This is a genomic window from Microbacterium bandirmense, assembly GCF_037204185.1.
Classification (GTDB): Bacteria; Actinomycetota; Actinomycetes; order Actinomycetales; family Microbacteriaceae; genus Microbacterium; species Microbacterium bandirmense.
On sequence record NZ_JBBDGM010000002.1, the window covers coordinates 58,410 to 83,604 of the forward strand.

Below are 25,195 nucleotides of genomic sequence, written 5' to 3' on the forward strand. Positions count from 1 at the left end.
GATGACCGATGAACGGGGTGACACCGCGGTGAGAGAGCTGCCGAAGAGCCCCTGGGATCGGTACGGATGGCTCATGGCAGTCATCTGGCTGTTCTTCCTGATCTACCCCGCGATCGCTCTGGTCGAGTCCGACGCCGCCCCGATCTGGGTCGGCGTCGGCTGGGGTGCTCTCGTCCTGTTCGTGGTGCTGTACGTGGGTGGCTTCATCCGCGGGCTTCGGCTCGGCGGCGGGCTCGGCAGGCCCGTCCCGCCCGGGCAGTGGTGGATCTTCGGCGGACTGATCGCCTGTGCGTTGATCTTCATCCCGGGTGGGGGAGTCAACGCGCTCGCGTTCCTGCCGTTCATCATGTCGTTCGCCTCCTACGGGCTGACCCGTCCAGCGCACTGGATCGCGACCATCGGCGGCATCGTCCTCACCGCGGCGTGCGTCTCGCTGCTGCCCGGTGGTATCGCGTTCATGTCGATCCTGGCTGTCGTCGCGCTGCTCGGCGTGGTCAACACCGTCTCAACCTGGTTGATCATCCGCTCTGCCCAGGCCGATCAGCTCGGCCTGGAGCTGGCCACCAGCGCGGGTCGCGAGGCCGTCGCCCGCGACGTGCACGACCTGATCGGACATTCGCTCACCGTCGTGCAGCTGAAGGCGCAGCTGGCCGGCCGTCTGATCGATACCGACCCCGAGCGCGCGAGGGCCGAACTCGCCGACATCACCGCACTGACGTCCGAGGCGATCGCCGGAGTGCGGGCGACGGTGGCCGGTGCGCGGGCCACGACCCTGGTCGAACAGCTGGCATCCGGCCGTGACGCCCTGCAGTCGGCCGGCGTCGCCCTGCGGGTCGACGGCGAGCCGACCGCGTTGTCGTCGGTGCAGTCGCTGACGGCCAGCTGGGTGCTGCGCGAGGCGATCACGAACGTGCTGCGCCACGCGCAGGCGAAGACGGTTACGGTCAGCATCGCGCCGGGCGTGCTCGCCGTGAACGACGACGGGCGCGGGCCCGGCGATGGCGACGGCAGCGGCGTGCGGGGCATGCGCGAGCGTGCGGCCGCGGCCGGCGCGGCGCTCGAGTTCGGGCCGGGTGCCGGCGCCGGAACCCGTGTGGAGATCAGATGGTGAATCGGATGCCAGGGAAGATCCGCCTGGTGATCGCCGACGACCAGGCGCTGGTGCGCGGGGCACTTGCGGCTCTGCTCGAACTGGAGGGCGATCTCGAGGTCGTGGGCGTCGCCGCCGACGGTGCTCAGGCGGTGCGGATGGTCGCCGAGCTGCAGCCGGATGTGTGCCTGATGGACATCCAGATGCCCGACGTCGACGGTGTCGAAGCCACCCGGCGATTGCGCGCCGCCAACCCGGGCACACGCGTGCTGATCGTCACGACCTTCGCCCGTCCCGGTTACCTGCGCGCTGCGCTGGACGCCGGTGCGAGCGGGTTCATCGTGAAGGACACCCCGGCCGAGCAGCTCGCCGAGGCCGTGCGCCGCGTGCACGCGGGGCTGCGCGTGCTCGATCCGGCGCTCGCCGAGGAGAGCCTGTTCGAGGGCGCCAACCCGCTCAGCGAGCGGGAACAGCAGGTGCTGCGCCTGGCGGCCGACGGGCGCACCGCCGGCGCGATAGCATCCGAGGTCTTCCTCTCGGCCGGCACCGTGCGCAATCACCTGTCGTCGGTGATCGGAAAGACCGGCGCAGCCAACCGCGCACAGGCCGTGCGCATCGCCCAGGACAAGGGCTGGATCTGACGTGCGGGGGACCGGCCTCTATGATTCAAGGCGTGGGCTCATCCGCTGATCGTCGCTTCCCTGCCGCCGTTTACCGTCACGGTGGCGAGCCCGACCCGCGGTTCACGCTCGCGAACGAGCGGACCATCCTCGCCTGGATCCGCACCGCGCTCGCACTGATCGCCGGAGGGGTCGCACTCGAGGTGCTCGGGCTCGATCTGCACCCGCAGCTGCGCCTGGCGGCCTCGATCCTGCTCATCGTCACGGGCATCGTCACGCCGGTGGTGGCATGGATCGGATGGGCGCGCAGCGAGCGTGCCATGCGACTGGCTGCGCCGCTGCCGGGGTCGCTGCTCGCGCCCGTCATCGCCGTTGCCGTGACGATCGCCGGACTCCTCGTGCTCATCGCGGCGCTGCTGTGACGCAGTTCGACCCGGGGCTGCAGCCGGAGCGCACCCAGCTGGCGTGGCGGCGCACGGCCCTTTCGCTCGCGATCGGCTCGCTCATCGCCGCACGGGCGCTGCCCGTGATCTTCGCCTCGGGCGCCTGGGTCGTTCCCGGGATCCTCGGTGTCGCCGTCGCCGGCGCGCTGTGGGCGGCCGGCGGGCGACGTGCGCGAGCCGTCGACCGGGCGCTGTCCGCCGTGGATGCTCAGGGCCGGATGCCGGATGCGGTGATGCTGCTGGTGCTGGTCGTTGTCACCGTGTGCATCGGGGTGGTCGGCCTCGTGGTGGCGTTCGCGGCATCCGGGGTCTGAGCTGGACGGGGCCGCCCGCTCAGCTGTTCACGCGGATGATCTCCTGCTGGTACGGAGCGATGACCTTGCCGGAGATGCGCAGGTCGAGCACCAGGAACCGGCGCTCTTCGGGGCTCTCGGCGCTCCAGGTGCGCAGGCGCTCCAGGTCGGCGAGGGTGCGCACCACGACGCCCTCGGCGCCGACGGCCCCGGCGAACGCCGCGAAATCGACCTCGGGGATCAGCATCGGCTCCTCGGCGAGGCCTTTCAGCCCGTAGAGGTTCACCTCCGCGCCGTAGGCGGCATCGTTCCAGATCACGGCGATGCCGCGGCCGGCGGCCGAGCGCACCGCCGATTCGAGGTCGGCGATGGCCATCAGGCCGCCGCCGTCGCCCGAGGTGAGCACGACCGTGGCCTCCGGGCGTGCACGGGTCGCGCCGACCACGCTGGGCCAGCCCTGACCGATCGACTGGAAGGCCGTGCCGACCATCATCATGCGGTCGGGCGAGGCGACCGGCCAGTACATGTTCGCCCAGCCGATGAAGTGCCCGCCGTCCGAGACGACCACCCGGTCTTGGGGCAGCAGCTCGGCGACTCGGCGTGCGGCCGCGCGGGGGTCGAGGCGCCCGTCGTCGGCGAACTCTTCGGCCTCGTCGTACGTGCGAGCGGCGGCGACGTCGACGGTCTCGCGCCAGGGGGTGTTCAAGACTCCGGAAGAATCCTGGTGCGCGGAGCCTTCCTCCGGCGTGTCGGGCCCGTCGGACGACGTTTCTCCGGAGTTCTGTACGCCCGCGAGCCGGCTGACCAGTGCGGATGCCACGATCCGGGCATCCCCGCGCACGAATCCGCCCACGTGCGCGTGCGTCGCGGCCGGGGCGACATCGACCTGGAACACCCTGGTGCCGGGTGCGAACAGCTCGCCGAAGCGCATCGTGAACTGGTTGAGTGAGGCGCCGAACACGACGGCGACGTCGGCCTCGCGCACCAGCGCCATGGCTCCGTCGGCGCCGAAGCCGCCCGTCACGCCGAGGTCGTACCGCTGGTCGGGGAAGACACCACGGCCCAGGGCCGTCGATGCCGTGAGCGCGCCGGTGGCGCCTGCCAACTGTCCGAGTGCGTCACCGGCGCCGGCGAGCCAGGCGCCGCGGCCCGCAAGGAGGAACGGACGTCGGGCCCTGCGCAGCGCATCGGCGATCTCGTCGAGCATCCCCTCGGCGAACTCACCGCGCGGTGCGAGCGGAGCCGGTGTGCGGGGTGCCGGGGCCTCGGCCACCGGGCCGGCCTCCAGCGCAGCGACGTCGTAGGGGATCGCCAGCACGACGGGAACGCGGTACGTGAGGGCGTGCTCGATCGCGATGACCGTGGTCGCCGCTGCGTCGGTGCGACCGGTCGTATACGTGCGCGCGCCGACCGCGGATGCGATCGCGATCTGGTCGACGTCCCATGGACGCGGGCCAGAGGTCGGCTCGTCGCCGACGACGAGCACCAGCGGCACGTGCGCCTGCACGGCCTCGGCCAGGGCGGTCAGTGTGTTCGTGAAGCCGGCTCCGTAGGTCGAGGTCGCGGCCGCGATGCGTCCGGATGCCCGGAAGTGCGCGTCGGCGGCGACCACGGCGCCCTGCTCGTGGCGCACGGCCGTGAACACGGCGTCGGTCTGCGACTCGATGGCATCGAGGAAGTACGCGTTGCCGTTGCCCATCACGCCGAAGACGTGGTCGATGTGCTGGGCGAGGGTGCGGGCGACGTGTGCGGAGACGGTGGGCATGACAAGTGGCCTTTCAAGACAGCGAACGGAGGGATCCGTATGTGTCTCGCGTCTCGCGCGTCATCGCGGAGTGCTTCGTGCCCTTTTTTCGAGCATCGGCCGCAGCAGGGCCGGACGATCCGATTCTAGCCGCGTGCGATCGCCGCCGGTGTCAGCTCGACGATCTCGCGCGAGCGATCGCGCAGGTTCACCGCGGTGACCGACTCGGCAGGCAGCGGGTTCCAGCCCGCGCCCGCGACGCCGGTGGAGCTGACGGCGATCGTGCCGTCAGGCGATTCGCGCCAGCGCAGGGCGAAGTAGTCCTCGTTGTGGCCGACGGGAAGCTCGGCCGCGAGCGGGCCCATGCGCTCGAGGTCGTGCGGCGTGAGGGCGCTGGTCGCGCTGGCGTGCACGATGATCAGCTGCTCCGGTCCGAGCAGCAGCGCGTTCAGGCTCACGTGCGGGAACCGCTCGCGCAGCATCCGCACCGTGCGCACGGTGGCCTCGTGCAGGTCGTATCCGAGGTCGAGCTGCTCGCGGATCAGCGCGAAGTACATCTCGCTGTCGGTGGTGCCCTTCAGCGTCGCGACACTGGCGGGCGACAGCAGCGCGCGCACATCATCGAGCGGCTTCACCGTGCCGTTGTGGGCGAACGCCATGCCGTCGGCCTCGAACGGGTGCGCGTTGTTCATATTGACCGGCAGACCGGCGGTCGCCCAGCGCAGATGCACCAGCCCCGCGTGCGCCGGGGTGTCGATGGCGGTCTCGAAATCAGCATCCGACACGGCGGAGCGCGCCGACTTGCGCACCTCGGGTGCCGTGCCGATGGCGTCGGTGCCGGCCCAGCCCCAGCCGTCGCCGTGCAGGCGGGCGAGCGAGAGCAGACTCTCAAGCCCGGCTCCGCGCAGCTCATGACGCGCGGTGGAGCGCTCGGGAGAGACGAAGGCGAACAGGCGACACATGATCCCTTTACCGTACGCCGCTTCTCGTGCGGGCCGGAATGCCGCGCCATATGGCGTCATCGAGGTGGTCAGCCGCGCACTACCGCGCGGCGCGCCTGTATCGTGGCGGCCACCGCACTTTGGCATCCCCTGCGGCGGTCAGCGGCCGGTGAAGGTCGGCTTGCGCTTCTGCTGGAAGGCGGCGAAACCCTCGCGGTAGTCGTCGGTGTCGCACAGCGCCGCCTGGGCGGCGTTCTCGATTTCGATCGACTCCCAGAGCGCGAGGCGCTCATCGCGGATGCGCGCGATGAGCTGCTTGCTCGCCAGGAACGCGGCCGTGGCGCCGCGGGCGGCGGCAGCGGCGGCATCCTCGGTCGCGCCTCTCACCTCGTCATCGGGGAAGGAGCGCGAGAACAAGCCGGATGCCACGGCCTCGGCGCCCGACATGAGTCGCCCGGTGTAGATGAGGTCGAGTGTCTTGTGAGCACCGAGGCGCTCGGCGAACAGGGCGTGCCCACCGGAGTCGAGAGTGGCGCCGAGAGCTGCGAACGGCGAGCCGATCTTCGCGTTCTCTGCGACATAGACCACATCGGTCGCGATCAGCAGGCCGAGGCCGACACCGAGACACGCGCCGTGCGCCACCGCGAAGGTGGGCGCGGGGAACGCGGCCATCCGCTTCAGCAGCGGAGTGAAGATCCCGCCCAGGTAGCCCATCACGTCGTCATCGCGTGGATCGACGTCCGAGATGTCGCGTCCGGCGCAGAACGCGCGGCCCTCGCCGCGCAGCACGAGCGCGCGCACACCGGCATCCGATGCCTCGGCGTACGCGCTGTCGAGGCCATGCAGCGCCTGCTCGTCGAGGGCGTTCAGCCGCTCGGGCGCGTTCAGGGTGATGTGCGCGACGTCGTCGGCGATGGTGAGGTCGATCATGGCGGCTCCTTGCTCCTTCGCCCTGCTTTTCCGCGAGGACGGCGGTCACACGTCGTAGTCGACCACGAGGCGGTCGCTGGTGGGATGGGACTGGCAGGTGAGCACGTAGCCGCGCTCGATCTCGTCGGGTTCGAGCGCGTAGTTCTCGGTCATCGTCACGCTGCCGTCGAGCACGCGCGCGCGGCACGTGCCGCACACGCCGCCGGAGCAGGCGAACGGGGCATCCGGCCGCACCCGCAGGGCGGCGTTGAGCACCGATTCGTGCGCGTCGACGGGGCTCTCGACGGTCGATGAGACGCCATCGAGGTTGATCTCGATGCGCACGGTCTTCTCGCCCTGGCGGACCTCGATCCTGCGCGGCCCGCGCTCGACGGGTTCGTCGCCCGTGGTGAACAGTTCGAAGCGCACGTGCTCGCGCGGCACGCCGAGGTCGGCCAGCACCTCGCGGCACAGGTCGACCAGCGCGAACGGACCGCACAGGAACCACTCGTCCACCGTCGCCGGCAGGATCAGCCCGTCGAGGATCGTCCGCAGGCGCTCCTCGTCGATGCGGCCCGACAGCACTGGCGCGGTGCGCTGCTCGCGCGAGAGCACGTGATGCAGCACGAGGCGGGTGGGGTAGCGGTCCTTGAGATCGGCGAGATCCTCGAGGAACATCACATCGCTGGTCGCCTTGTTGGTGTACAGCAGCGTGAAGCGGGTGGAGTCGGATGCTGACAGCAGACTCCTGGCCAGGGCCATCATCGGCGTGATGCCCGAGCCCGCGGCGATGCCGACCACGTGCGTGCCCTCCAGCTCAGCCAGGCCCGACGTGAAGGTGCCCTGCGGGCTCATCACATCGATCTCGAAGCCGGGCGTGAGTTCGGTCTGTGCCCAGGTCGAGAACAGGCCGCCCTCGTCGCGCTTGACAGCGACGCTGAGGGTCGTTCCTGCGTCTGACGGTGTCGGCGGGCGGCACAGGGAGTACGAGCGACGCACTTCGACGCCGTCGAGCTGCACGCGCAGCGCCACGTACTGGCCGGGCAGGTAGGCGTAGTCGTCTGCGAGCTCGGGCGGCACGGCGAAGCTCACCTCGACGGCGTCCTTCGTGAGCGGCCGCACGTCCGACACGGTCAGAGTGTGGAAGCGGGCGCGGTGGCGCACGCCGCCCTCGCGCTGCGGCGGGGGCGCGGCCTGCGCCTGGGGCATCCGGAACAGCGCCATCAGATCACCCCACCCATCAGATCACCTTGAAGTGGTCGAAGGGCTCGAGGCACGCGCGGCATTCGTAGAGCGCCTTGCACGAGGTGGAGCCGAAGCGAGACACCTCGCGGGTGTCGAGAGAGCCGCAGCGCGGGCATCGGATGCTGAGCACCAGGCGCACCGGACCCTGGCGAACGGCGGCGTGTCCGCTGGGCGGGGCGATGCCGTACTCGGTGAGCTTGCGCTTGCCCTCCTCGCTCATCCAGTCGGTGGTCCAGGCGGGGGAGAGCACGGTGCGCACCTCGACGTCGGCGAAGCCGTCGGCGGTCAGGGCGAGGACGATGTCGTCGCGGATGGCGTCCATCGCCGGGCATCCGCTGTACGTCGGCGTGATCTCGACGATGACGCGATCCGTCTCGTCGACCTGCACCGCTCGCAGCACACCCAGGTCCTCGATGGTGAGTACGGGCACCTCGGGGTCGGCGACGGCAGCGGCGACCTGCCAGGCGCGGTGTTCGGCCACATCCGTGGGTCCCTGAGCTTGTCGAAGGGTCACCATGTCGCCCCCGGATGCCGTCGTGCCAGCACCTGCATCTCGGCCAGCAGGTGCCCGAGGGGAGTGGCGTGGGAGCCGTGCCGGCCGCCGCCGCGGGACGCCTTGATCTCGGGGATCTCGAGATCCGCTTCCCGGAAGACCTCTGCGATCACGGCGTCGAAGCCGACGCGCAGCGCGGAGGGACGCGCCGCGGCGTCGCCGAGCCGGTCAATCAGCGGCTCGTCGCGGAACAGCTCGTCGACGTACGGCCACACGTCTCCGATCGCACGGATGATGCGCTCGCGCGAGTACTCGGTGCCGCCGGCCAGTCGCAGCACCCACTGCACGGCGTGGTCGCGGTGGTAGTCGACCTCTTTCAGCGACTTCGCGGCGATCGCGGCCAGGGTCGGGTCGGTCGAGGCGCGCAGCGCGGAGTGCAGCTCGAACATGTACGCCGAGGCGAACAGCTGCCGCGCGATCGTCTGGGCGAAGTCGCCGTTGGGCTGCTCCATCAGCCAGGCGCTGCGGAATTCGGGCTCGTCGCGGAAGTAGGCGAGGTCGTCTTCGCTGCGGCCGTCCCAGGTGCCGGCGTAGTGCAGCAGCGAGCGGGCGTGCCCGAGCAGATCGAGGGCGATGTTCGCGAGGGCGACGTCCTCCTCCAGCTCGGGGGCGCGCGAGATCCAGGCGCCCAGCTGCTGGGAGAGGATCAGCGCGTCGTCGCCCAGCCACAGCGCGTACTCGGCGATGTCGGCGGACGGGGCCTTCGCATCGCCGCCGGAGAGCTCGGATGCCAGATTGAGCTGATCGACCGAGACGGTGACGTTCTTGCTCTTGACTTGGGAGCTCACAGGTGCGGCACCCCCTCGGAGGCCGTGTAATACACCGCATGCCGGTAGTTCTTGCCGGTCGGGCTCTCGAAGAACGCGTCCTTGTCGTCCGGGTCGCTCGTGGTGATGGCATCCGTCGGCACCACCCAGATCGACACCCCCTCACCGCGACGGGTGTACAGGTCGCGGGCGTTGCGCACCGCCATCTCGGAATCGGGCGCGTGCAGCGAGCCCACGTGCACGTGGTTCAGGCCGCGGTTCGCGCGGACGAACACCTCCCAGAGCGGCCAGGTCTCCTGGGTCCCTGAGCTTGTCGAACGGGCATCCATCAGGCCACCTCCTTCGCGCGCAGCGCCTGCTTGCGGGCGTACTCGGCGGCCGCCTCGCGCACCCACGCGCCCTCTTCGTGCGCCGTGCGGCGCCGCTCGATGCGCTCGGCGTTGCACGGGCCATTGCCGCGCAGCACCTCGTAGAACTCGTCCCAGTCGATCTCGCCCATGTCGTAAGCGCCGGTCTCTTCGTTGTAGCGCAGCTCAGGATCGGGCAGGGTGATGCCGAGTATCTCGGCCTGCGGCACCAGCATGCCGACGAACCGCTGGCGCAGGGCGTCGTTCGAGAACCGCTTGATCTTCCACTTCATCGACTGCGCCGAGTTCGGGGACTCGTCGTCGGGCGGGCCGAACATGGCCAGACTCGGCCAGTACCACCGGTTCACGGCATCCTGCGCCATCTCGCGCTGCTCGTCGGTGCCCTGCATCAGCTGCAGCAGGATCTCGAATCCCTGCCGCTGATGGAACGACTCCTCCTTGCAGATGCGCACCATCGCACGTCCGTAGGGGCCGTACGAGGCGCGGCACAGCGGCACCTGGTTGACGATCGCGGCGCCGTCGACCAGCCAGCCGATCGCACCCATGTCGGCCCAGGTGGGGGTGGGGTAGTTGAAGATCGACGAGTACTTGGCCTTGCCGTCGATGAGCTGCTGCGTCATCGTGTCGCGGGTGATGCCGAGGGTCTGCGCGGCCGAGTAGAGGTACAGCCCGTGGCCGGCCTCGTCCTGCACCTTCGCCATCAGGATGGCCTTGCGCTTCAGGCTCGGGGCGCGGGTGATCCAGTTGCCCTCGGGCTGCATGCCGATGATCTCGGAGTGCGCGTGCTGCGAGATCTGGCGGATCAGCGTCTTGCGGTACGCCTCCGGCATCCAATCGCGCGGCTCGATGCGCTGCTCGTGCGCGACGAGTTCGTCGAAGCGCGCCTGGGCGTCGTCGTCCTCTACAAGCGAGAGATCCGTGGGGCTGGTCATCATCGACTCCTGTTTACTGACCGATCGTGCAGTAATTCTCGCACGTGCTCTGGCGAGGTGCAAGGGATGCTGTGTCGGCGGCGTGCGGCAGAGTGGAGGCATGGCTTCCCCCGACACCCGCGCTGCCGCCCTCAACGCACTCCGCGAACTCGTCGGTCGCGCGGATGCCGAATTCCACGACGGACAGTACGAGGCGATCGAGGCGCTCGTCGAACAGCGCCGGCGCGCGCTCGTGGTGCAGCGCACCGGGTGGGGCAAGTCGGCGGTGTACTTCGTGGCGACGCTGCTGCTGCGCAGGCAGGGCGCGGGTCCGACGGTGCTCGTCTCGCCGCTGCTCGCGCTGATGCGGGATCAGATCTCCGCCGCCGAGCGGGCCGGCGTACGGGCAGTCGCGATCAACTCCACGAACGCGCACGAGTGGCAGGACGTGCTCGACCAGCTCGACCGCGACGAGGTGGATGTGCTGCTGGTCTCACCGGAGCGGCTGAACAATCCCGCTTTCCGCGAGCAGCAACTGCCGACGCTGGTGCAGCGCATCGGGATGCTCGTGGTCGACGAGGCCCACTGCATCAGCGACTGGGGTCACGACTTCCGCCCGGACTACCGCCGCCTGCGCGACCTGATCGCGGGCATGCCCGCCGGTGTTCCGGTGCTCGCGACGACCGCGACCGCGAACAGTCGCGTCGTCGCGGATGTCGCTGAGCAGCTGGATGCGAGTGAGGGAGCGTCGGATGTCGCGGCGTCGGATGCCCGGGGCGAGGCGATCGGTGTGCTCACGATCCGCGGCCCGCTCGCGCGGGCATCGCTGCGGCTGGGCGTGCTGCGACTGCCGGGCTCGACGCAGCGCCTCGCCTGGCTGCTCAGCCACCTGAACGATCTGCCCGGGTCGGGCATCATCTATACGCTCACGGTGGCTGCGGCCGTCGACACGGCGCGTCTGCTGCGCGAGCACGGCCACGAGGTGCATGCGTACACCGGACAGACGGATGCCGACGAGCGCGCTGATCTCGAGGGCAGACTCAAACGCAACGAGGTGAAGGCGCTGGTCGCCACGAGCGCGCTGGGCATGGGCTTCGACAAGCCCGACCTCGGCTTCGTGCTGCATCTGGGTGCGCCGTCATCGCCGGTGGCGTATTACCAGCAGGTCGGTCGTGCCGGTCGTGCGAGCGACAGCGCGGATGTGCTGCTGCTGCCGGGCACGGAGGATCGTGACATCTGGCACTACTTCGCGACAGCATCCATGCCCGACCAGGAGCGCGCCGAGCGCGTCATCGCGGCACTCGGCGACGCGCCGATCTCGACGCCGGCCCTCGAGTCGATGGTCGACATCCGCCGCACGCCGCTCGAGCTGCTGCTGAAGGTGCTCGACGTCGACGGCGCGGTGCGCCGCGTACAGGGCGGCTGGGTCGCGACCGGACAGCCGTGGACCTACGACGCCGAGCGCTACGAACGCATCGCCGGTGAGCGCCGGGCCGAGCAGCAGCACATGATCGATTACGAGCAGACCGACGGCTGCCGGATGGAGTTCCTGCAGCGCTCGCTCGACGATGACACGGCGGCGCCGTGCGGGCGGTGTGACAACTGCGCGGGCGTGTGGTTCCCTCAGGACGTCGGCGGCGCTGCGGCGGATGCCGCCGGGGAGTCGCTCGACCGCGTCGGGGTTCCCATCGAAGCGCGGCGGCAGTGGCCGACCGGCGCGGATCGTGTGGGCGTGCCGGTGAAGGGGCGCATCCCCGCCGACGAGCAGGCGGCAGAGGGGCGGGCGCTGGCGCGACTCACCGACCTCGGATGGGGCGGCACCCTGCGCGAGCTGTTCGCGGCGGGTGCTGCTGACGCTCCCGTGTCACGTCAGGTGCTGGATGCCTGCGTGCGGGTACTCGCCGGCTGGGGTTGGGAACAGCGCCCGGTTGCGGTCATCGCGATGCCGTCACGCTCGCATCCGCAGCTCGTCGACTCGCTGGCGCGTGGTCTCTCCGAAATCGGTCGGCTGCCCTTCCTCGGCGCGCTGGCGTTCGCGAACGGCGGTCCGACCGGCCAGCCGGGCGGCAACAGCGTATTCCGTCTCGCCGGGCTCTGGGAGCGCTTCAGTGCTGAGGGGCTCGAGGTGCCCGACGGCCCTGTGCTGCTGGTCGATGACCTGGCCGACAGCCGATGGACGCTCACCGTCGCCGCTCGGGAGCTGCGCCGGGCGGGAGCAGGTCAGGTGCTGCCGTTCCTGCTGGCGCTGCGGGGGTGAGCGGGCGTAGCGCGGTCCCCGGAGAAGCACTGTTCCTGCGCAAGGTGATCAGGCGGAGGTCAGCAGTTCCGAGACCTGCTCAAGGGCTTTCGGGATGAGACGGTAATACGCCCACGTTCCGCGCTTCGATCGGGTGAGGAAGCCGGCTTCGGTGAGCACCTTGAGGTGGTGCGAGACAGTCGGCTGTGACAATCCGATCGGGTCGATCAGATCGCACACGCACGCCTCCTGGCCCGCGGAGGAGGCGACGATCGACAGCAGTCGCAGTCGAGCCGGATCTGCGAGGGCCTTCAGTGTGACTGCGAGGCGCTCGGCGTCGGTCTGTTCGAGCGGCTTCTTCACCAGCGGTGCACAGCATGTGACCCCGGGGGTTACGTCGGTGACCTCAAGAGTTGCAACCATGTATCGACAATAGTCGATATTGACAGCTTTCGATACATGTGTCCATACTGAGCATCGACGTTCATCAATGTACTCAGGAGGCGCTTCCATGACGCTGCTCGATCTCACCCCGCGCACCGCGACAAGCGACCGCATGGCGGCGCTGCCGGTGGTGATCATCGGCGCCGGTCCGATCGGTCTCGCCGCAGCGGCGAACCTTGTGGAGCGTGGTATCGACTTCACCATCCTCGAGGTCGGCGACAGGGTCTCCTCCTCGATCCGGCTCTGGGGCCACACTCGGCTGTTCTCGCCCTGGAGGCACCTCATCGACCCGGCCGCACGTCGCCTGCTTGAGGCCGCAGGCTGGAGTGCCCCGACCGACGATGGCCGCGCCCCGAAGGGCCGCGAGCTGGTCGACGAGTACCTGGAGTCACTCGCCGCTCTGCCGCAGATCGGCTCGCGGATCCGATTCGGCACGCGGGTGGTCGCAGTTGCACGTGAGGGCATGGATCGCACCCGCAGCGCGGGGCGCGCACAGACCCCGTTCCTCGTGCGTCTGCAGACTTCCGACGGTGCTGTCGAGGAACTGTCGGGGCGTGCGGTCATCGATGCATCGGGCACCTACACCACACCTAATCCGCTCGCCTCGACAGGGCTGGATCCGATCGGCGCCGCCGAAGTCGGTGACCTCGTGCTGCACGCTCTCCCTGATGTCCTGGGTGCTGACCGTGCGTCGTTCGCAGGCGCGCACACCGTGGTCGTCGGCGCCGGGCACTCGGCCGCGAACACTCTGACCGGACTCGCCCGGCTCGCCGAGGATGAGCCAGGAACACGGGTGACCTGGCTGATCCGGAACCCCTCCGCCGTCCGTGTATCTTCGTCGCCCGACGACGAGCTCGCCGACCGCGCGAAGCTGGGGTCCCGGGTCGACAGGCTGGTCGACTCCGGGCAGATCACCCTTGTCGACTCGTTCGAGATCTCCCGCCTTCAGAATCAGGACGGGGGAGTTCGCCTCACCGGGCGACGCCGAGGCGAGGACGTCTTCCTGGATGCCGACGTCGTGGTGAACGCGACCGGCTTCCGGCCCGACCTGTCGATGTTGCGCGAGGTGCGCCTCGATCTCGACGACATCGTTGAGGCGCCCCGCCGTCTGGCCCCGCTCATCGACCCGAATCTGCACTCCTGCGGCACTGTCTCCCCGCACGGGTTCGCCGAACTCCGGCATCCGGAGCCGGGCTTCTTCCTGGTCGGGATGAAGTCCTACGGTCGCGCGCCGACGTTTCTCCTGGCCACCGGGTACGAACAGGTCCGCTCGATCGCCGCCTGGCTGGATGGCGACATGTCCGCCGCAACCGAGGTTCAACTGACGCTGCCAGCCACGGGGGTCTGCTCCACCGACCTCGGCTCCGGCGGAGGCTCGTGCTGCTCGTGACTGCCCAGAGATCGACTCCTGTCCATGTTTCCCGATGAAGAGGAAGAAGAGAGAGCACGTCATGAATGAGAAGCCCACTGTGCTGTTCGTCTGCGTCCACAACGCGGGCCGGTCGCAGATGGCCGCAGGCTACCTGCAGCATCTTGCCGGTGACCGCATCGAGGTGCTCTCGGCCGGGTCTGAGCCCAAGGACCAGATCAATCCGGTCGCTGTCTCCGCAATGGCGGAAGACGGCATCGACATCGCCGGCGGCACCCCCAAGGTGCTCACCGTCGATGCGGTCCGCGAGTCGGACGTGGTGATCACGATGGGCTGCGGGGATGCCTGCCCGATCTTCCCCGGGAAGCGCTACGAGGACTGGCAGCTCGACGATCCTGCAGGGCAGGGGATCGACGCGGTCCGGCCGATCCGCGACGAGATCCGCGCCCGCGTTGAGGCACTGATCGCCGAGCTCGACACGGGCTCGACGGCATCGCTCTCGTGACAGGCTTGCTGCGGCGCGGCCTCGCCGAGCTCCTCGGCACCGGCCTGCTGGTGGCCATCGTCGTCGGCTCCGGAATCGCCGCACAACGCCTCTCAACCGACCCCGGTCTGCAATTGCTCGAGAACTCGATCGCCACCGCCCTCGGTCTCGGTGTCTTGATCGTGCTGCTCGCCCCGGTTTCCCGTGCACACTTCAATCCCGTCGTCTCCCTCGCCGACACCCTGCTCGGCCACCGCTCCGGCACCGGCTTGCCGCCGCGGGAACTCGCGGTCTACCTGCTGGCGCAGATCGCGGCAGGCATCGTCGGCGCGGTCGCGGCCAACGCGATGTTCGCAACCGCGACGACGATCTCCACCACCGTCCGTGCCAGCCCGGCGACGTTCCTCGCCGAGATCGTCGCAACGATGGGGCTGGTGCTCCTGATCATGGGACTCAGCCGCAGCGGCTCGTCCGCCCCGGTGATCGCGGCGGCGGTCGGTGCCTATATCGGCGCAGCCTATTGGTTCACCAGCTCCACCGCGTTCGCCAACCCCGCCGTCACCATCGGCCGGGTCTTCACCGACACCTTCGCAGGTATCGCGTCCACCTCGGTGCTGCCGTTCCTCGCAGCCCAGCTCCTCGGCGCCGCCCTCGCGATCGCGCTCACCGTCGTCCTGTTTCCGAGGTCGCAGCCGTCTGTCATCGGCGCTTCCGACGATGGAGAGTCGCCGCTGGCCACGACGTGGGTGGGCGGCCCGCACCCGCCAACCGAGATCAGTCCACCGCCCGGTTCGTGATCAGCGAGCGCCCGCGCACCTCCGCGACCACGTCGTCGCTCTCGTCGCGCACGGTCACGTCGTAGACCCCGGTGCGTCCGCTGACGGCCCGACGTACGGCGGTCGCGGTGAGCACTTGACCCGCACCCGTTGACTTGAGGAAGGTGATGTCGGCGCCGGATGCCACGGTGACCCGCTCGTCCTCGTTACAGGCGATCGCGAACGCCGTGTCGGCGAGGGCGAACACCAGTCCGCCGTGAGTGATCGCGAAGCCGTTGAGCATGTCCTCCCGCACGGTCATCGACACGACGGCGCGCCCCGGCTCGTCGACCTCGACGCTCATGCCGAGCATCGCCGAGGCCGCGTCGCGGCGCATCATCTCCCTCACGCGGCAGCCGCCTCCTTGCTCACCAGCGTCAGCACGTCGTACGTCGCGACGATCTCATCGTCCTGATTGCGGATCACGGCATCCCAGCGCACCTCGCCGTACTCGTCGGTCTCGCGCGGCGTGATCTGCTTCGCCGTGAGATCGACGCGGATGCTGTCACCCGGCGAGACCGGCGTGACGAACCGCAGGTTCTCGAGCCCGTAGTTGGCGAGCACCGGCCCGGGTTCGGGGTCGACGAACAGGCCCGCCGCCCACGACACCAGCAGGTAGCCGTGTGCGACCCGGCCGGGGAAGAAGGGATTGGCCGCGGCGGATTCCTCGTCCATGTGCGCGTAGAAGGTGTCGCCGGTGAAGTGCGCGAACGTCTCGATGTCGTCGAGGGTGACCTCACGGGCATCCGACGAGATGCGGTCGCCGATGCGCAGCTCGGCGAGCGACTTGCGGAACGGATGCCGATCGCCGGCGTTCGCGGACGCACCGGCGTGCCAGATGCCGGTCAGCGCCGTGAGCATCTCAGGCGAGCCTTGTATTGCCGTGCGCTGCATGTGGTGCAGCACCGCGCGGATGCCGCCGAGCTCCTCACCGCCACCGGCACGGCCGGGTCCGCCGTGCACGAGCCCGGGCATCGGAGACCCGTGCCCGGTCGACGCGCGTGCTCCGTCACGGTCGAGCAGCAGCATCCGACCGTTGAACGGCGCGATGCGCGTCGCGAGGGCGACGGCCTGCGCCGGATCGTGCGTGGCGATGCTGGTGACCAGCGATCCGCCGCCGCGCGCGACGATGTCGGCGGCCTCGGCGATCGTGTCGTAGGTGATCAGCGACGAGACCGGACCGAACGCCTCGACGGTGTTGACGGCCTCGGCATCCGCATCGTCGAAGCGCAGCAGCACGGGCGAGACGAACGCGCCGTCGGGAGCGGGGCCGGTAGAGCCGTCGGCCTGCACGACCTCGGGTTCGTCGACCCCGCCGATCACGATCCGTCCGCCACCGTCGACGAGCTTCTGCACCTGCCGGTGCACCTCATCGCGCTGCGCGGTCGACGCGAGCGGCCCCATCGTGACGCCCTCGGCGCGCGGGTCGCCGACGACGGTCTTCGCCTCGATCCGGGCGCGCACGGCGTCGATCACGGCGTCGGCGGATGCCGCCGGCACGATCGCCCGGCGGATCGCGGTGCACTTCTGACCCGCCTTCGTGGTCATCTCGATGACGAGCTGGCGCACGTAGGCGTCGAACTCGGGCGTGCCCTGGATGGCATCCGTGCCCAGCACCGAGGCGTTGATCGAGTCTGTCTCGGCGGTGAACCGCACGCCACCGGTCTGGACGGCGGCATGCCCCCGCAGCATCTCGGCGGTCGACGCGCTGCCGGTGAAGCCGACCACATCGCCCAGGCGAAGGTGCTCGAACAGCGTGGGAACGCTGCCGCTGACCAGCTGCAGCGAGCCCTCGGGCAGCAGCCCCGACTCGACGAGGATGCGCACCATCGCCTCGCTGAGGTACCCGGTAGGAGTCGCGGGCTTGATGACCGTCGGCATGCCGGCCAGGAACGCCGGCGCGAACTTCTCGAGCGGCCCCCACACCGGGAAGTTGAACGCGTTGATCTGCACGGCGACGCCGGGAAGCGTCGTGTAGACGTGTCGGCCGAGGAACGAGCCGTCCTTCGACAGCGGCTCGACCGGACCGTCGACGTAGACGTGACTGTTCGGCAGCTCGCGCCGCCCCTTGCCCGAGTACGCGAACAGCACGCCGATGCCGCCGTCGATGTCGACCCACGAATCGGTCTTCGTCGCTCCGGTGCGCGCCGAGACCTCGTACAGCTCCTCCTTGCGCTCGGTCAGCGCGAGCGCGAACTGCTTCAGCAGCAGGGCGCGCTGGTGGAAGGTGAGGGCGGCGAGGCTCTGCTGTCCCACACTGCGGGCGTAATCGAGCACGCCGGCGAGGTCGAGGCCCTCCGTCGAGACGCGCGTGACCACCTCGCCGGTGGACGCGTCGCGCACCTCGGTGCCCTTCACTTCGACTCGCTGACGCTCGCTCAGCACAGGCGACAGGCTCAGGGACCCGGAATCGACGGGCGTCCACCATTCGCCCCGGACGTAGCTGGGCAGGGTGTCGGTCGTCATCGTTCCTCGTTCCATACGTAGAAGCCTTCGCCGCTCTTGCGGCCCAGTCTGCCCTCGGTGACCATCGTGCGCAGCAGTTCGGGCGGGGCGAAGCGCTCGCCGAGTTCGCGGGCGAGTTCCTCGGCGATGCCGAGTCGCACGTCCAGTCCGACGATGTCGGTCGTGCGCAGCGGCCCCATCGGATGTCGGTAACCGAGAGTCATCGCCGTGTCGATGTCCTCCGCGCTGGCGACGCCCTCTTCCAGCATCCGAATGGCCTCGAGGCCGAGCATCACGCCGAGGCGCGAGGACGCGAAGCCAGGGGAGTCGCTCACCGTGATCGGGGTCTTGCCCAGCGACTGCACCCATCCGCGGGCGAGGTCGACGACCCGGTCATCCGTCGCCGATCCCCGCACGATCTCGACCAGTGCCGATGCAGGTACGGGATTGAAGAAGTGCAGCCCGAGGAACCGCCCGGGATCGCGCACAGCCGCGGCGAGGTCATCGATCGAGATCGACGAGGTGTTCGACGCCAGCACGGCACCCTCGCCGAGCACGGCGTCCACACGCGCGAGGGCGTCGTGCTTCAGCATCCGATCCTCCGGCACCGCCTCGATCACGAGGGCGGCGCCCGAGAAGCGCGCGAGGTCGACGCCGACGTGCAGTCGCGACGCCGTCTCGGCCGGATCGAGGTCGGGGTCGCGTTCGGCGGAGCGTCGGATGCTGTCGCCGATGCGCTGCACGGCAGCATCCGCCGCCCCGGCATCGCGCTCGACGACGTCGACGCGCGCTCCGGCGAGCAGGAACGCGTGAGCGATGCCGGCGCCCATCCGGCCGCCGCCGAGGACGCCCACTCCCCGGTCGTTGAGCGAACCCGGCGCAGCCGAGCGAGACGAAACGGCGTCGCTCATCGGCTGCTCCTCCGCTCGAGGAATTCGGTCATCCGGCGCATCCTCTCGTCGCTCTCGAACAGTTCCGCCTGCAGTTCGCGTTCGATGTCGGGGTGCTCGTGCCGCGGCGCGCGCAGCGCGCGCTTGGTGTGCCGGGTCGCGAGCGGGTCGTTGCCGGCGATCCGGTCGGCGAGGGCGTGTGCGGCGGCGAGCAGCTCATCGGCGCGATGCACGGCCGAGACCAGGCCCCAGTCCATCGCCTCTCCGGCGTCGAGCACTCGTCCGGTGAGCAGCATCTCGCTCGCGCGGGCGTGACCCACGATCTCGGGCAGGCGCCAGGTCGCCCCGGCCGCGGCCATGATCCCGAGCCCCGTCTCGGGGTTGCCGATGCGCAGGGTGGGTGAGGCGATCCGCAGGTCGGCGGCGTAGGCGAGCTCGGCGCCACCGCCCAGGGCGTGACCGCTCATCGCGGCGATCACCGGCATCGGAAGCTCACTGATGCGGATGAACGCGATCGCGTTGATCGCCCGGCGGGCGTCGTCGGCACGGCGTTCGCGCAGCTGGGCGATGTCGGCGCCGGCGGCGAACACCCGCTCGCTGCCGGTGATGATGAGCGTGCGCGGCTCGGCCTCCAGCTCGGTGCACAGCGCATGCAGCGCGTCGATCATCTGCTGGTCGATAGCGTTGCGCTTCTCGGGCCGGTTCAGCGTCGCGATGACCCGGTCGTCGCGCCGTTCGACGAGCAGCGGGCCGGTCATCGAGCCCACCGCCGGTGTTCAGGTCGCAATGGATGCCGTTTCGGCGCCGGAATAGCGGCATCCATTGCGACCGGAGCGATGGTGTGCGTCCCGATACCGGCATCCATTGCGACCGGAGCGGCGCCAAGACCTCGGATGCCCGTCATGCGACCCGCTCCAGGATCATCGCCGCGCCCTGGCCGACGCCGACGCAGAGCGTCGCCAGTCCCAGGCTCGCGTCTTCGCGCTCCATGCGTCCCATCAGGGTGATCACGATGCGGCTGCCGCTGGAACCGAGCGGATGCCCGAGCGCGATCGCCCCGCCGTCGCGGTTGACGATCTCGGGGTCGAGACCGAGGCGGCGGATGGATGCCAGCGACTGCGTCGCGAACGCCTCGTTCAGCTCCACCGCACCGAGCGCCGACACGTCCAGCCCGGTGCGCTTCAGCGCCTTCTCGGTGGCGGGCACCGGCCCGAGCCCCATGATCTCGGGCGCCAGCGCCGCGGTCGTCGAGGCCACGATGCGCGCCCGCGGGGTCAGCCCGTAGCGGCGCACGGCCTCACCGCTGGCGACGACCACGGCCGAGGCGCCGTCGTTGAGTGAACTGGAGTTGCCCGCCGTCACCACGCTGCCGCCGGCGACCACGGGACGCAGCGCGGTCAGCGCCTCGAGGCTGGTGTCGCGCCGCGGTCCCTCGTCGTCGACGACCTCGCCGGCACGGGTGGGCACCGGCACGATCTCGTCGGCGAAGCGTCCGGCATCCACCGCAGCCACGGCCTTGCGCTGGCTCGCCAGGGCGAACGCGTCAGCATCCTCTCGAGTGATGCCGTCGCGGCGCGCGACCTCCTCTGCGGTCTCGGGCATCGAGAACGTCGCCTTGTCGCGAGCGAGCAGCTTCGGGTTCGCGAACCGCCACCCGATCGAGGTGTCGAAGGCCGCACCGGGCTTCGCCCAGGCGCGCTCGGGCTTCGCCTGCACCCAGGGAGCGCGGGTCATCGACTCGACACCGCCGGCGACCATCACGTCGGCGTCGCCGGCGCGGACCGCCTGCGCGGCCATCGCGATCGCCGACATCCCCGAGGCGCACAGCCGGTTCACGGTGATGCCGGGAACCTCGTCGGGCAGGCCGGCCAGCAGCACGGCCATGCGCGCCACGTTGCGATTGTCCTCTCCGGCCTGGTTGGCCGCACCGAGGATCACCTCCTCGACAGCGCTGTCGGGCACGCCTGCGCGATCGACAGCGGCCCGCACGACGATCGCCGCAAGGTCGTCGGGACGCACCCCCGCGAGCACACCGCCGTAGCGTCCGACCGGCGTGCGCACACCGCCGATGAGAAAGGCCTCGGTCATCTCAGACCCTCCCGTAGGCGCGCAGAGGATGCTCGATGAGCTCGACCACGCGGCGCAGGAACCCGGCAGCGTAGCCGCCGTCGCACACCCGGTGGTCGAACACCAGCGACAGCTGGGCGATGCGCCGCGCCACGATCTCCCCGTCGACGACCCAGGGGCGCTCGATCATGCGTCCGATGCCCAGGATCGCGACCTCGGGGTGGTTGATGATCGCCGCGGACCCGTCGACGCCGAGGCTGCCGTAGTTGTTCAGGGTGAAGGTGGAGCCGCGCAGCCGCTCCGGTGACATGCCGCCCGAACGCGCCGTCTCGGCGATTTCACGCAACTGGGCGTCGAGGGCGTCGACCGACAGCTCGTGGGCGCGCGGGATGACAGGAACCATCAGGCCGCGTTCGGTGTCGGCGGCCACGCCGAGATTCACGCCGTCGAAGCCGATGACCTCGCTCGCGTCGTCGTTCAGTCGCGAGGCGAGCAGCGGATAGTCGGCCAGGGCGAGCAGAGTGAAGCGGGCGACGAGGGCGGTGAGCGATGGTGCGCGTCCGCCGTCGGATGCCATGTCGGCGCGCAGCGCCCACAGGCGGGTCGCGTCGACGTCGACCCAGACAGTCGCCTCCGGGATCTCGCTGCGGCTGCGCGAGAGCTTCGCGCTGACCGCCTTGCGCAGAGGGCTGAGCCTCTCGCGTGAGGTCACGGCGAGGGCATCCGAGGTCGTCGTGTCGGATGCCGGCGGCGCGGCCACCCTGTCGAGTGTGTGGTCCACCGCCGCGCGCAGCACATCGCCCCGGGTGATCGCCCCGTCGTGGCCGGTGCCGGTGAGGCCGTGCACATCGACGCCCAGGTCGCGCGCGAGCCTGCGCACCAGCGGCGACCGCACCGCGACGGGCATCCTGCGCTCCCCGCCGCCGCTCGCGTCACCGCTCTGGCCGCCGTCGACATCGCGTGCTGTCGACGAGGGCGCGGGCGGGGGAGCGGATGCCCGGGGGCGGCGGCGGCCGGACGTGGAGCGCTCGGTCGTGCCGTACCCGATCAGCACGTTGCCGGATGCCGAGCCTCCGGCGCGCTCCTCGGCCCGGTACGCCTCCTTCTCAGAGCTGTCCGCGGTAGACGCGACCTCGAGCACGGGCGCCCCCACAGTGATCGTGTCTCCGGGCTCGCCGTGCAGCGCGGTGACGACACCGGCGAACGGCGAGGGCAGCTCGACGACGCTCTTGGCGGTCTCTACCTCGGCGATTGCCTGGTCGGTGCGGATCTCATCGCCCACACTCACCAGCCACTGCACGAGCCCGGCTTCGGTGAGCCCTTCGCCGAGGTCGGGCAGTCGGAACACCTTCGCTGTCGCGGTGGTCATCGCACGGCTCCTGCTTCAGCATCGTCGTCCCAGTGCAGCGAGTCGATGGCATCGAGCACGCGGTCCGCGTCGGGCAGGTAGAAGTGCTCGAGCTTCGGCGGGGCGAACGGAGTGTCGAACCCCGTGACGCGCCGAACGGGCGCCTCGAGGTACTCGAAACAGCGCTCGAAAACCCTGGCCTGGATCTCGCCGGCTACGCTGACGTACCCGGGGGCCTCGGCGACCACCACCGCGCGACCGGTGGCGCGCACCGCGGCGGTGACCAGCTGGTCGTCGAAGGGTGACAGCGAGCGCACGTCGATCACCTGCACGCTGCGTCCCTCGGATGCGGCGATCTCGGCGGCCTCCAGGGCGACCGGCACCATGGCGGCGTATGCGAGCACGGTGACATCGGTGCCCTCGCGGGCGATGCGGGCGGTGCCGAGGTGGGTGACCTGCGTGGTGTCGACCTCACCCTTGCTCCAGTACAGCTTCTTCGGCTCGAGGAAGATCACCGGGTCGGGTGAGGCGATCGCGGCGCGCAGCATCGAGTAGGCATCCTGCGGGGTCGACGGCGCGACGACCGTCAGACCGGGCGTGTGCGCGTAGTACGCCTCGGAGGAGTCGCAGTGATGCTCGACGCCGCCGATGCCGCCGCCGAACGGAACACGGATCACGATGGGCATCCGCGTCGCGCCGCGCGTGCGATTGCCGAGCTTCGCCACATGGCTGACGATCTGCTCGAACGCGGGCAGCGCGAATGCGTCGAACTGCATCTCGACCACCGGCCGCAGGCCGTTCATCGCCATGCCGACGGCGGTGCCGACGATGCCGGACTCGGCCAGTGGGGTATCGAAGCAGCGGTCTTCGCCGAACCGCTCGGTGAGTCCGTCGGTGATGCGGAAGACCCCGCCGAGCGCCCCGACATCTTCGCCGAAGACGACGACGGCGGGATCCTCGCGGATCGCATCGGCGAGAGCGAGGTTGAGTGCCGCAGCCATGGTCATCGTCTGCATGGTCGGCGCGTCGGCGTCGAGACGGATGTCGTCGTGCGCGATGGTCATCGGGTGCCTCCAGACGTCGAGACGGGATCGGATGCTGTCGCGGAGTCGGATGCCGCAGTCCGGGCGATCTCGTCGCGCAGCATCCGCCACTGCTCATCGAGCTGCGGCGAACGCTGCGCGGTGACGAAGCGGAACAGGTCCTCGGGGTCGAGGTCGGCGTCGTTGTTCAGCGCGGCACGCAGTTCGGCGGCGATCCGCTCGGCACCGGCGGCGAACTGCTCTTCTGCGACCTCGTCGAGAGCCTCCTGGTCCATCAGGTACGCGCGCACCCGGGTGACGGGGTCACGGTCGACCCACGCCTGCACGTCGGCGCGCTCGCGGTAGCGGGTGTCGTCGTCGGCGTTGGTGTGCGCCTGCATCCGATAGGTGTGGGCTTCGACCAGCGACGGACCACCGCCGGCACGCGCGCGATCGACGGCCTCACCGAGCACGGCGAGCACAGCGGCGACGTCGTTGCCGTCGACGCGCTGCCCTGGCATCCCGTATCCGATCGCCTTGTGCGCGAGCGACGGCGCTGCGCTCTGCCGCGAGAGGGGCACCGAGATGGCGAACTCGTTGTTCTGCACGAAGAACACCACCGGCACGTGGAACACGGCGGCGAAGTTCAGCGCCTCGTGGAAGTCACCCTCGCTGGTGGCGCCGTCACCGCACAGGGCCAGCACGACGGTGTCCTCGCCGCGGTGCTTCGCGGCGTGGGCGAACCCGACGGCGTGCAGCAGCTGGGTAGCCAGCGGAGTGGCCTGCGGAGCGACCCGGTGCTCGTTCGGGTCGTAGCCCGAGTGCCAGTCGCCCGCGAGCAGCACCATGGCGTCCGCGGGGCTGACGCCGCGCCCGATCACGGCCACCGAGTCGCGGTAGGTGGGGAACAGCCAATCGCGCTCGCCGAGCACGAGGGAGGCCGCGACCTGGCAGGCCTCCTGTCCGTGCGACGAGGGGTACACGGCCAGCCGGCCCTGGCGCACGAGCGCGCTGGCCTGATCGTTGATGCGGCGTGCTTCGATGAGGGCGCGATAGGCCTCGCGCAGACGGCCGGCATCGGGCATCCGATATTCCGAATCCTCGACCGCGGTGCCGTGCTGATCGATCAGGCAGACAGGGGTGTCGCGGGGGAGCAGGGCCTCGCTCATATTCGCCTCCTTCGCCGAACGGTGTCTCCAGCATCGCTCTCGCGACGCAGTCGTCCAACCGCTGAGGCGGATTCCCGAACGATTGGTCAGCTATTGCGTCATCCGTGCACAGAGTGTCAGAATTCGGTGACGGAACGACGGGGGTCGCATGAGCGATATGGATGCCACGGATCGCGCGATCCTCGCCGAGCTCCGCCGCGACGCACGGGCGTCGATGACGGCGATCGCCGAGGCCGTGCACATCTCGCGCGCCGGCGCGCACGCACGAATCAAGCGTCTGACCGACCTGGGTGTGATCATCGGCTACACCGTGCGCACCGATCCGGTGCAGCTCGGTCACCACGCCTCGGCATACGTGATGCTGGCAATCGAGCAGGCGACCTGGCAGGACGTGCAGGCGCGGTTGCGAGCGATCCCCGAAGTCGAGCACATGGCGCTGGTCGGCGGCGACTTCGACGTCATCCTGCTCGTGCGCGCCAGCGACGCCCGCGACCTGCGGCGCATCGTGCTGGAGGACATCCAGGCGATCCCGTCGATCCGCTCGACCCGCACGACGCTGATCTTCGAGGACTTCACCCGGGAGTGAGCGCGATTCCGATAGCGTGCGGGTGTGAACCGGATGCCACCGACTCAGGCCCTGCTCGCCGGACCGCGTGGGCGGCGTCTGCTGCTGGAGCACGCACTCGGCAGCGGGAGCGATGAATCCCGCCGGCTCTCCACCGCCGTGATGACGGCCGCGCACGTGTTCGAGCCGGCGGGGACCACGATCTGGTTCGGGAGCGGTGCACGTCCGCCAGAACCCGAGCCGGCCACGCCCGCGGAGGTGGCACGGCTGCTGGTGCAGATGGCGCTCGCCGACCCGTCCCCGGAGCGGCTCCGTGCGGCGCTTGCGCGGTCGGTGGACATGGCCCGGTACTGGCAGGAGCCCGACGGCACCGATCAGCTCGCGGCCACCCCCGAGGTGCGCAGAGCTCTGGAGCCGATCGCGGACCAGCTCGCGGCGGCGATGTCCGAGTGGCGGC

26 protein-coding genes are annotated in these 25,195 nt (G+C 70.0%); 9 read left to right on the plus strand and 17 right to left on the minus strand.

Annotated features, from left to right (window positions below):
* Nucleotide 1 precedes the first annotated feature (1 nt).
* The 4 genes from WDU99_RS02250 to WDU99_RS02265 are packed head-to-tail and all read left to right on the plus strand — an operon-like array spanning nucleotide 2 to nucleotide 2,467.
* The gene (locus tag WDU99_RS02250; protein WP_337330816.1) at nucleotides 2–1,111 is read left to right on the plus strand and encodes a sensor histidine kinase; all 1,110 of its coding nucleotides are present in this window, start codon (nucleotides 2–4) and stop codon (nucleotides 1,109–1,111) included.
* 5 nt (nucleotides 1,112–1,116) lie between these two features.
* Nucleotides 1,117–1,731 (plus strand): response regulator, encoded by a 615-nt coding sequence (locus tag WDU99_RS02255; protein ID WP_420063972.1) that lies wholly within the window; start codon nucleotides 1,117–1,119, stop codon nucleotides 1,729–1,731.
* A gap of 32 nt (nucleotides 1,732–1,763) precedes the next feature.
* On the plus strand, nucleotides 1,764–2,132 hold the full coding sequence (locus WDU99_RS02260) for a YidH family protein (protein ID WP_337330818.1): 369 nt from the start codon (nucleotides 1,764–1,766) through the stop codon (nucleotides 2,130–2,132).
* A complete protein-coding gene (locus WDU99_RS02265) occupies nucleotides 2,129–2,467 on the plus strand; it encodes a DUF202 domain-containing protein (RefSeq protein ID WP_337330819.1) in 339 nt (112 codons plus the stop codon). Before WDU99_RS02260 ends, WDU99_RS02265 begins: the two co-directional genes overlap by 4 nt.
* 19 nt (nucleotides 2,468–2,486) lie before the next feature.
* Here WDU99_RS02265 and WDU99_RS02270 read toward each other — a convergent pair whose 3' ends face one another.
* The 8 genes from WDU99_RS02270 to paaA form a co-directional block, all read right to left on the minus strand.
* Nucleotides 2,487–4,211 carry a thiamine pyrophosphate-binding protein gene (locus tag WDU99_RS02270; RefSeq protein ID WP_337330820.1) on the minus strand — a complete coding sequence of 575 codons (1,725 nt, stop codon included), beginning with the start codon at nucleotides 4,209–4,211 and terminating at the stop codon, nucleotides 2,487–2,489.
* Between the two features lie 125 nt (nucleotides 4,212–4,336).
* Complete coding sequence (locus tag WDU99_RS02275) at nucleotides 4,337–5,152, minus strand: class II glutamine amidotransferase (protein ID WP_337330821.1); 816 nt, start codon at nucleotides 5,150–5,152, stop codon at nucleotides 4,337–4,339.
* 138 nt (nucleotides 5,153–5,290) lie between these two features.
* Nucleotides 5,291–6,061 (minus strand): enoyl-CoA hydratase/isomerase family protein, encoded by a 771-nt coding sequence (locus WDU99_RS02280; protein ID WP_337330822.1) that lies wholly within the window; start codon nucleotides 6,059–6,061, stop codon nucleotides 5,291–5,293.
* A gap of 45 nt (nucleotides 6,062–6,106) precedes the next feature.
* The gene (paaE, locus tag WDU99_RS02285; protein WP_337331100.1) at nucleotides 6,107–7,249 is read right to left on the minus strand and encodes a 1,2-phenylacetyl-CoA epoxidase subunit PaaE; all 1,143 of its coding nucleotides are present in this window, start codon (nucleotides 7,247–7,249) and stop codon (nucleotides 6,107–6,109) included.
* A 31-nt stretch (nucleotides 7,250–7,280) separates the two neighbouring features.
* Nucleotides 7,281–7,802, minus strand: coding sequence for a 1,2-phenylacetyl-CoA epoxidase subunit PaaD (gene paaD, locus WDU99_RS02290; RefSeq protein WP_337330823.1), 522 nt, complete (start codon nucleotides 7,800–7,802; stop codon nucleotides 7,281–7,283).
* Nucleotides 7,796–8,626: a 1,2-phenylacetyl-CoA epoxidase subunit PaaC gene (paaC, locus tag WDU99_RS02295; RefSeq protein ID WP_337330824.1), complete on the minus strand. Its 831-nt coding sequence runs from the start codon at nucleotides 8,624–8,626 to the stop codon at nucleotides 7,796–7,798. The genes paaD and paaC overlap by 7 nt, the downstream gene beginning before the upstream one ends.
* Complete coding sequence (gene paaB / locus WDU99_RS02300; RefSeq protein WP_337330825.1) at nucleotides 8,623–8,934, minus strand: 1,2-phenylacetyl-CoA epoxidase subunit PaaB; 312 nt, start codon at nucleotides 8,932–8,934, stop codon at nucleotides 8,623–8,625. The genes paaC and paaB overlap by 4 nt, the downstream gene beginning before the upstream one ends.
* Nucleotides 8,934–9,905 carry a 1,2-phenylacetyl-CoA epoxidase subunit PaaA gene (gene paaA, locus WDU99_RS02305; protein ID WP_337330826.1) on the minus strand — a complete coding sequence of 324 codons (972 nt, stop codon included), beginning with the start codon at nucleotides 9,903–9,905 and terminating at the stop codon, nucleotides 8,934–8,936. The genes paaB and paaA overlap by 1 nt, the downstream gene beginning before the upstream one ends.
* Before the next feature lie 100 nt (nucleotides 9,906–10,005).
* Here paaA and WDU99_RS02310 point away from each other — a divergent pair, with 100 nt between their 5' ends.
* On the plus strand, nucleotides 10,006–12,141 hold the full coding sequence (locus WDU99_RS02310) for a RecQ family ATP-dependent DNA helicase (RefSeq protein WP_337330827.1): 2,136 nt from the start codon (nucleotides 10,006–10,008) through the stop codon (nucleotides 12,139–12,141).
* 48 nt (nucleotides 12,142–12,189) lie between these two features.
* Here WDU99_RS02310 and WDU99_RS02315 read toward each other — a convergent pair whose 3' ends face one another.
* Nucleotides 12,190–12,543 carry a metalloregulator ArsR/SmtB family transcription factor gene (locus tag WDU99_RS02315; protein WP_337330828.1) on the minus strand — a complete coding sequence of 118 codons (354 nt, stop codon included), beginning with the start codon at nucleotides 12,541–12,543 and terminating at the stop codon, nucleotides 12,190–12,192.
* An 88-nt stretch (nucleotides 12,544–12,631) separates the two neighbouring features.
* Between WDU99_RS02315 and WDU99_RS02320 the strand changes: the two genes are divergently transcribed.
* From WDU99_RS02320 to WDU99_RS02330, 3 genes are all read left to right on the plus strand, one after another.
* On the plus strand, nucleotides 12,632–13,954 hold the full coding sequence (locus WDU99_RS02320) for an NAD(P)-binding domain-containing protein (RefSeq protein ID WP_337330829.1): 1,323 nt from the start codon (nucleotides 12,632–12,634) through the stop codon (nucleotides 13,952–13,954).
* A 61-nt stretch (nucleotides 13,955–14,015) separates the two neighbouring features.
* Complete coding sequence (locus WDU99_RS02325) at nucleotides 14,016–14,438, plus strand: arsenate reductase ArsC (protein ID WP_337330830.1); 423 nt, start codon at nucleotides 14,016–14,018, stop codon at nucleotides 14,436–14,438.
* Nucleotides 14,435–15,214, plus strand: a complete 780-nt coding sequence (locus tag WDU99_RS02330; RefSeq protein ID WP_337330831.1) for an aquaporin — start codon at nucleotides 14,435–14,437, stop codon at nucleotides 15,212–15,214. The genes WDU99_RS02325 and WDU99_RS02330 overlap by 4 nt, the downstream gene beginning before the upstream one ends.
* Here WDU99_RS02330 and paaI read toward each other — a convergent pair.
* From paaI to WDU99_RS02370, 8 genes are all read right to left on the minus strand, one after another.
* Entirely contained in the window at nucleotides 15,192–15,572 is a 381-nt protein-coding gene (gene paaI, locus WDU99_RS02335) for a hydroxyphenylacetyl-CoA thioesterase PaaI (protein ID WP_337331101.1), read from the minus strand. The two genes, WDU99_RS02330 and paaI, sit on opposite strands and share 23 nt — an antisense overlap.
* Nucleotides 15,573–15,577: 5 nt before the next feature.
* Nucleotides 15,578–17,698, minus strand: a complete 2,121-nt coding sequence (gene paaZ / locus WDU99_RS02340; RefSeq protein WP_337330832.1) for a phenylacetic acid degradation bifunctional protein PaaZ — start codon at nucleotides 17,696–17,698, stop codon at nucleotides 15,578–15,580.
* Nucleotides 17,695–18,588 (minus strand): 3-hydroxyacyl-CoA dehydrogenase family protein, encoded by an 894-nt coding sequence (locus WDU99_RS02345; protein ID WP_337330833.1) that lies wholly within the window; start codon nucleotides 18,586–18,588, stop codon nucleotides 17,695–17,697. The genes paaZ and WDU99_RS02345 overlap by 4 nt, the downstream gene beginning before the upstream one ends.
* A complete protein-coding gene (locus tag WDU99_RS02350; RefSeq protein WP_337330834.1) occupies nucleotides 18,585–19,325 on the minus strand; it encodes an enoyl-CoA hydratase/isomerase family protein in 741 nt (246 codons plus the stop codon). The genes WDU99_RS02345 and WDU99_RS02350 overlap by 4 nt, the downstream gene beginning before the upstream one ends.
* Nucleotides 19,326–19,467: 142 nt before the next feature.
* Nucleotides 19,468–20,655 (minus strand): thiolase family protein, encoded by a 1,188-nt coding sequence (locus tag WDU99_RS02355; protein ID WP_337330835.1) that lies wholly within the window; start codon nucleotides 20,653–20,655, stop codon nucleotides 19,468–19,470.
* A 1-nt stretch (nucleotide 20,656) separates the two neighbouring features.
* Nucleotides 20,657–22,003 (minus strand): dihydrolipoamide acetyltransferase family protein, encoded by a 1,347-nt coding sequence (locus tag WDU99_RS02360; protein ID WP_337330836.1) that lies wholly within the window; start codon nucleotides 22,001–22,003, stop codon nucleotides 20,657–20,659.
* Nucleotides 22,000–23,046 carry an alpha-ketoacid dehydrogenase subunit beta gene (locus WDU99_RS02365; RefSeq protein WP_337330837.1) on the minus strand — a complete coding sequence of 349 codons (1,047 nt, stop codon included), beginning with the start codon at nucleotides 23,044–23,046 and terminating at the stop codon, nucleotides 22,000–22,002. The genes WDU99_RS02360 and WDU99_RS02365 overlap by 4 nt, the downstream gene beginning before the upstream one ends.
* Nucleotides 23,043–24,173 carry a thiamine pyrophosphate-dependent enzyme gene (locus tag WDU99_RS02370; protein ID WP_337330838.1) on the minus strand — a complete coding sequence of 377 codons (1,131 nt, stop codon included), beginning with the start codon at nucleotides 24,171–24,173 and terminating at the stop codon, nucleotides 23,043–23,045. Before WDU99_RS02370 ends, WDU99_RS02365 begins: the two co-directional genes overlap by 4 nt.
* 148 nt (nucleotides 24,174–24,321) lie before the next feature.
* Between WDU99_RS02370 and WDU99_RS02375 the strand changes: the two genes are divergently transcribed.
* Nucleotides 24,322–24,759, plus strand: coding sequence for an Lrp/AsnC family transcriptional regulator (locus tag WDU99_RS02375; RefSeq protein ID WP_337330839.1), 438 nt, complete (start codon nucleotides 24,322–24,324; stop codon nucleotides 24,757–24,759).
* The last annotated feature ends 436 nt before the right edge of the window (nucleotides 24,760–25,195 follow it).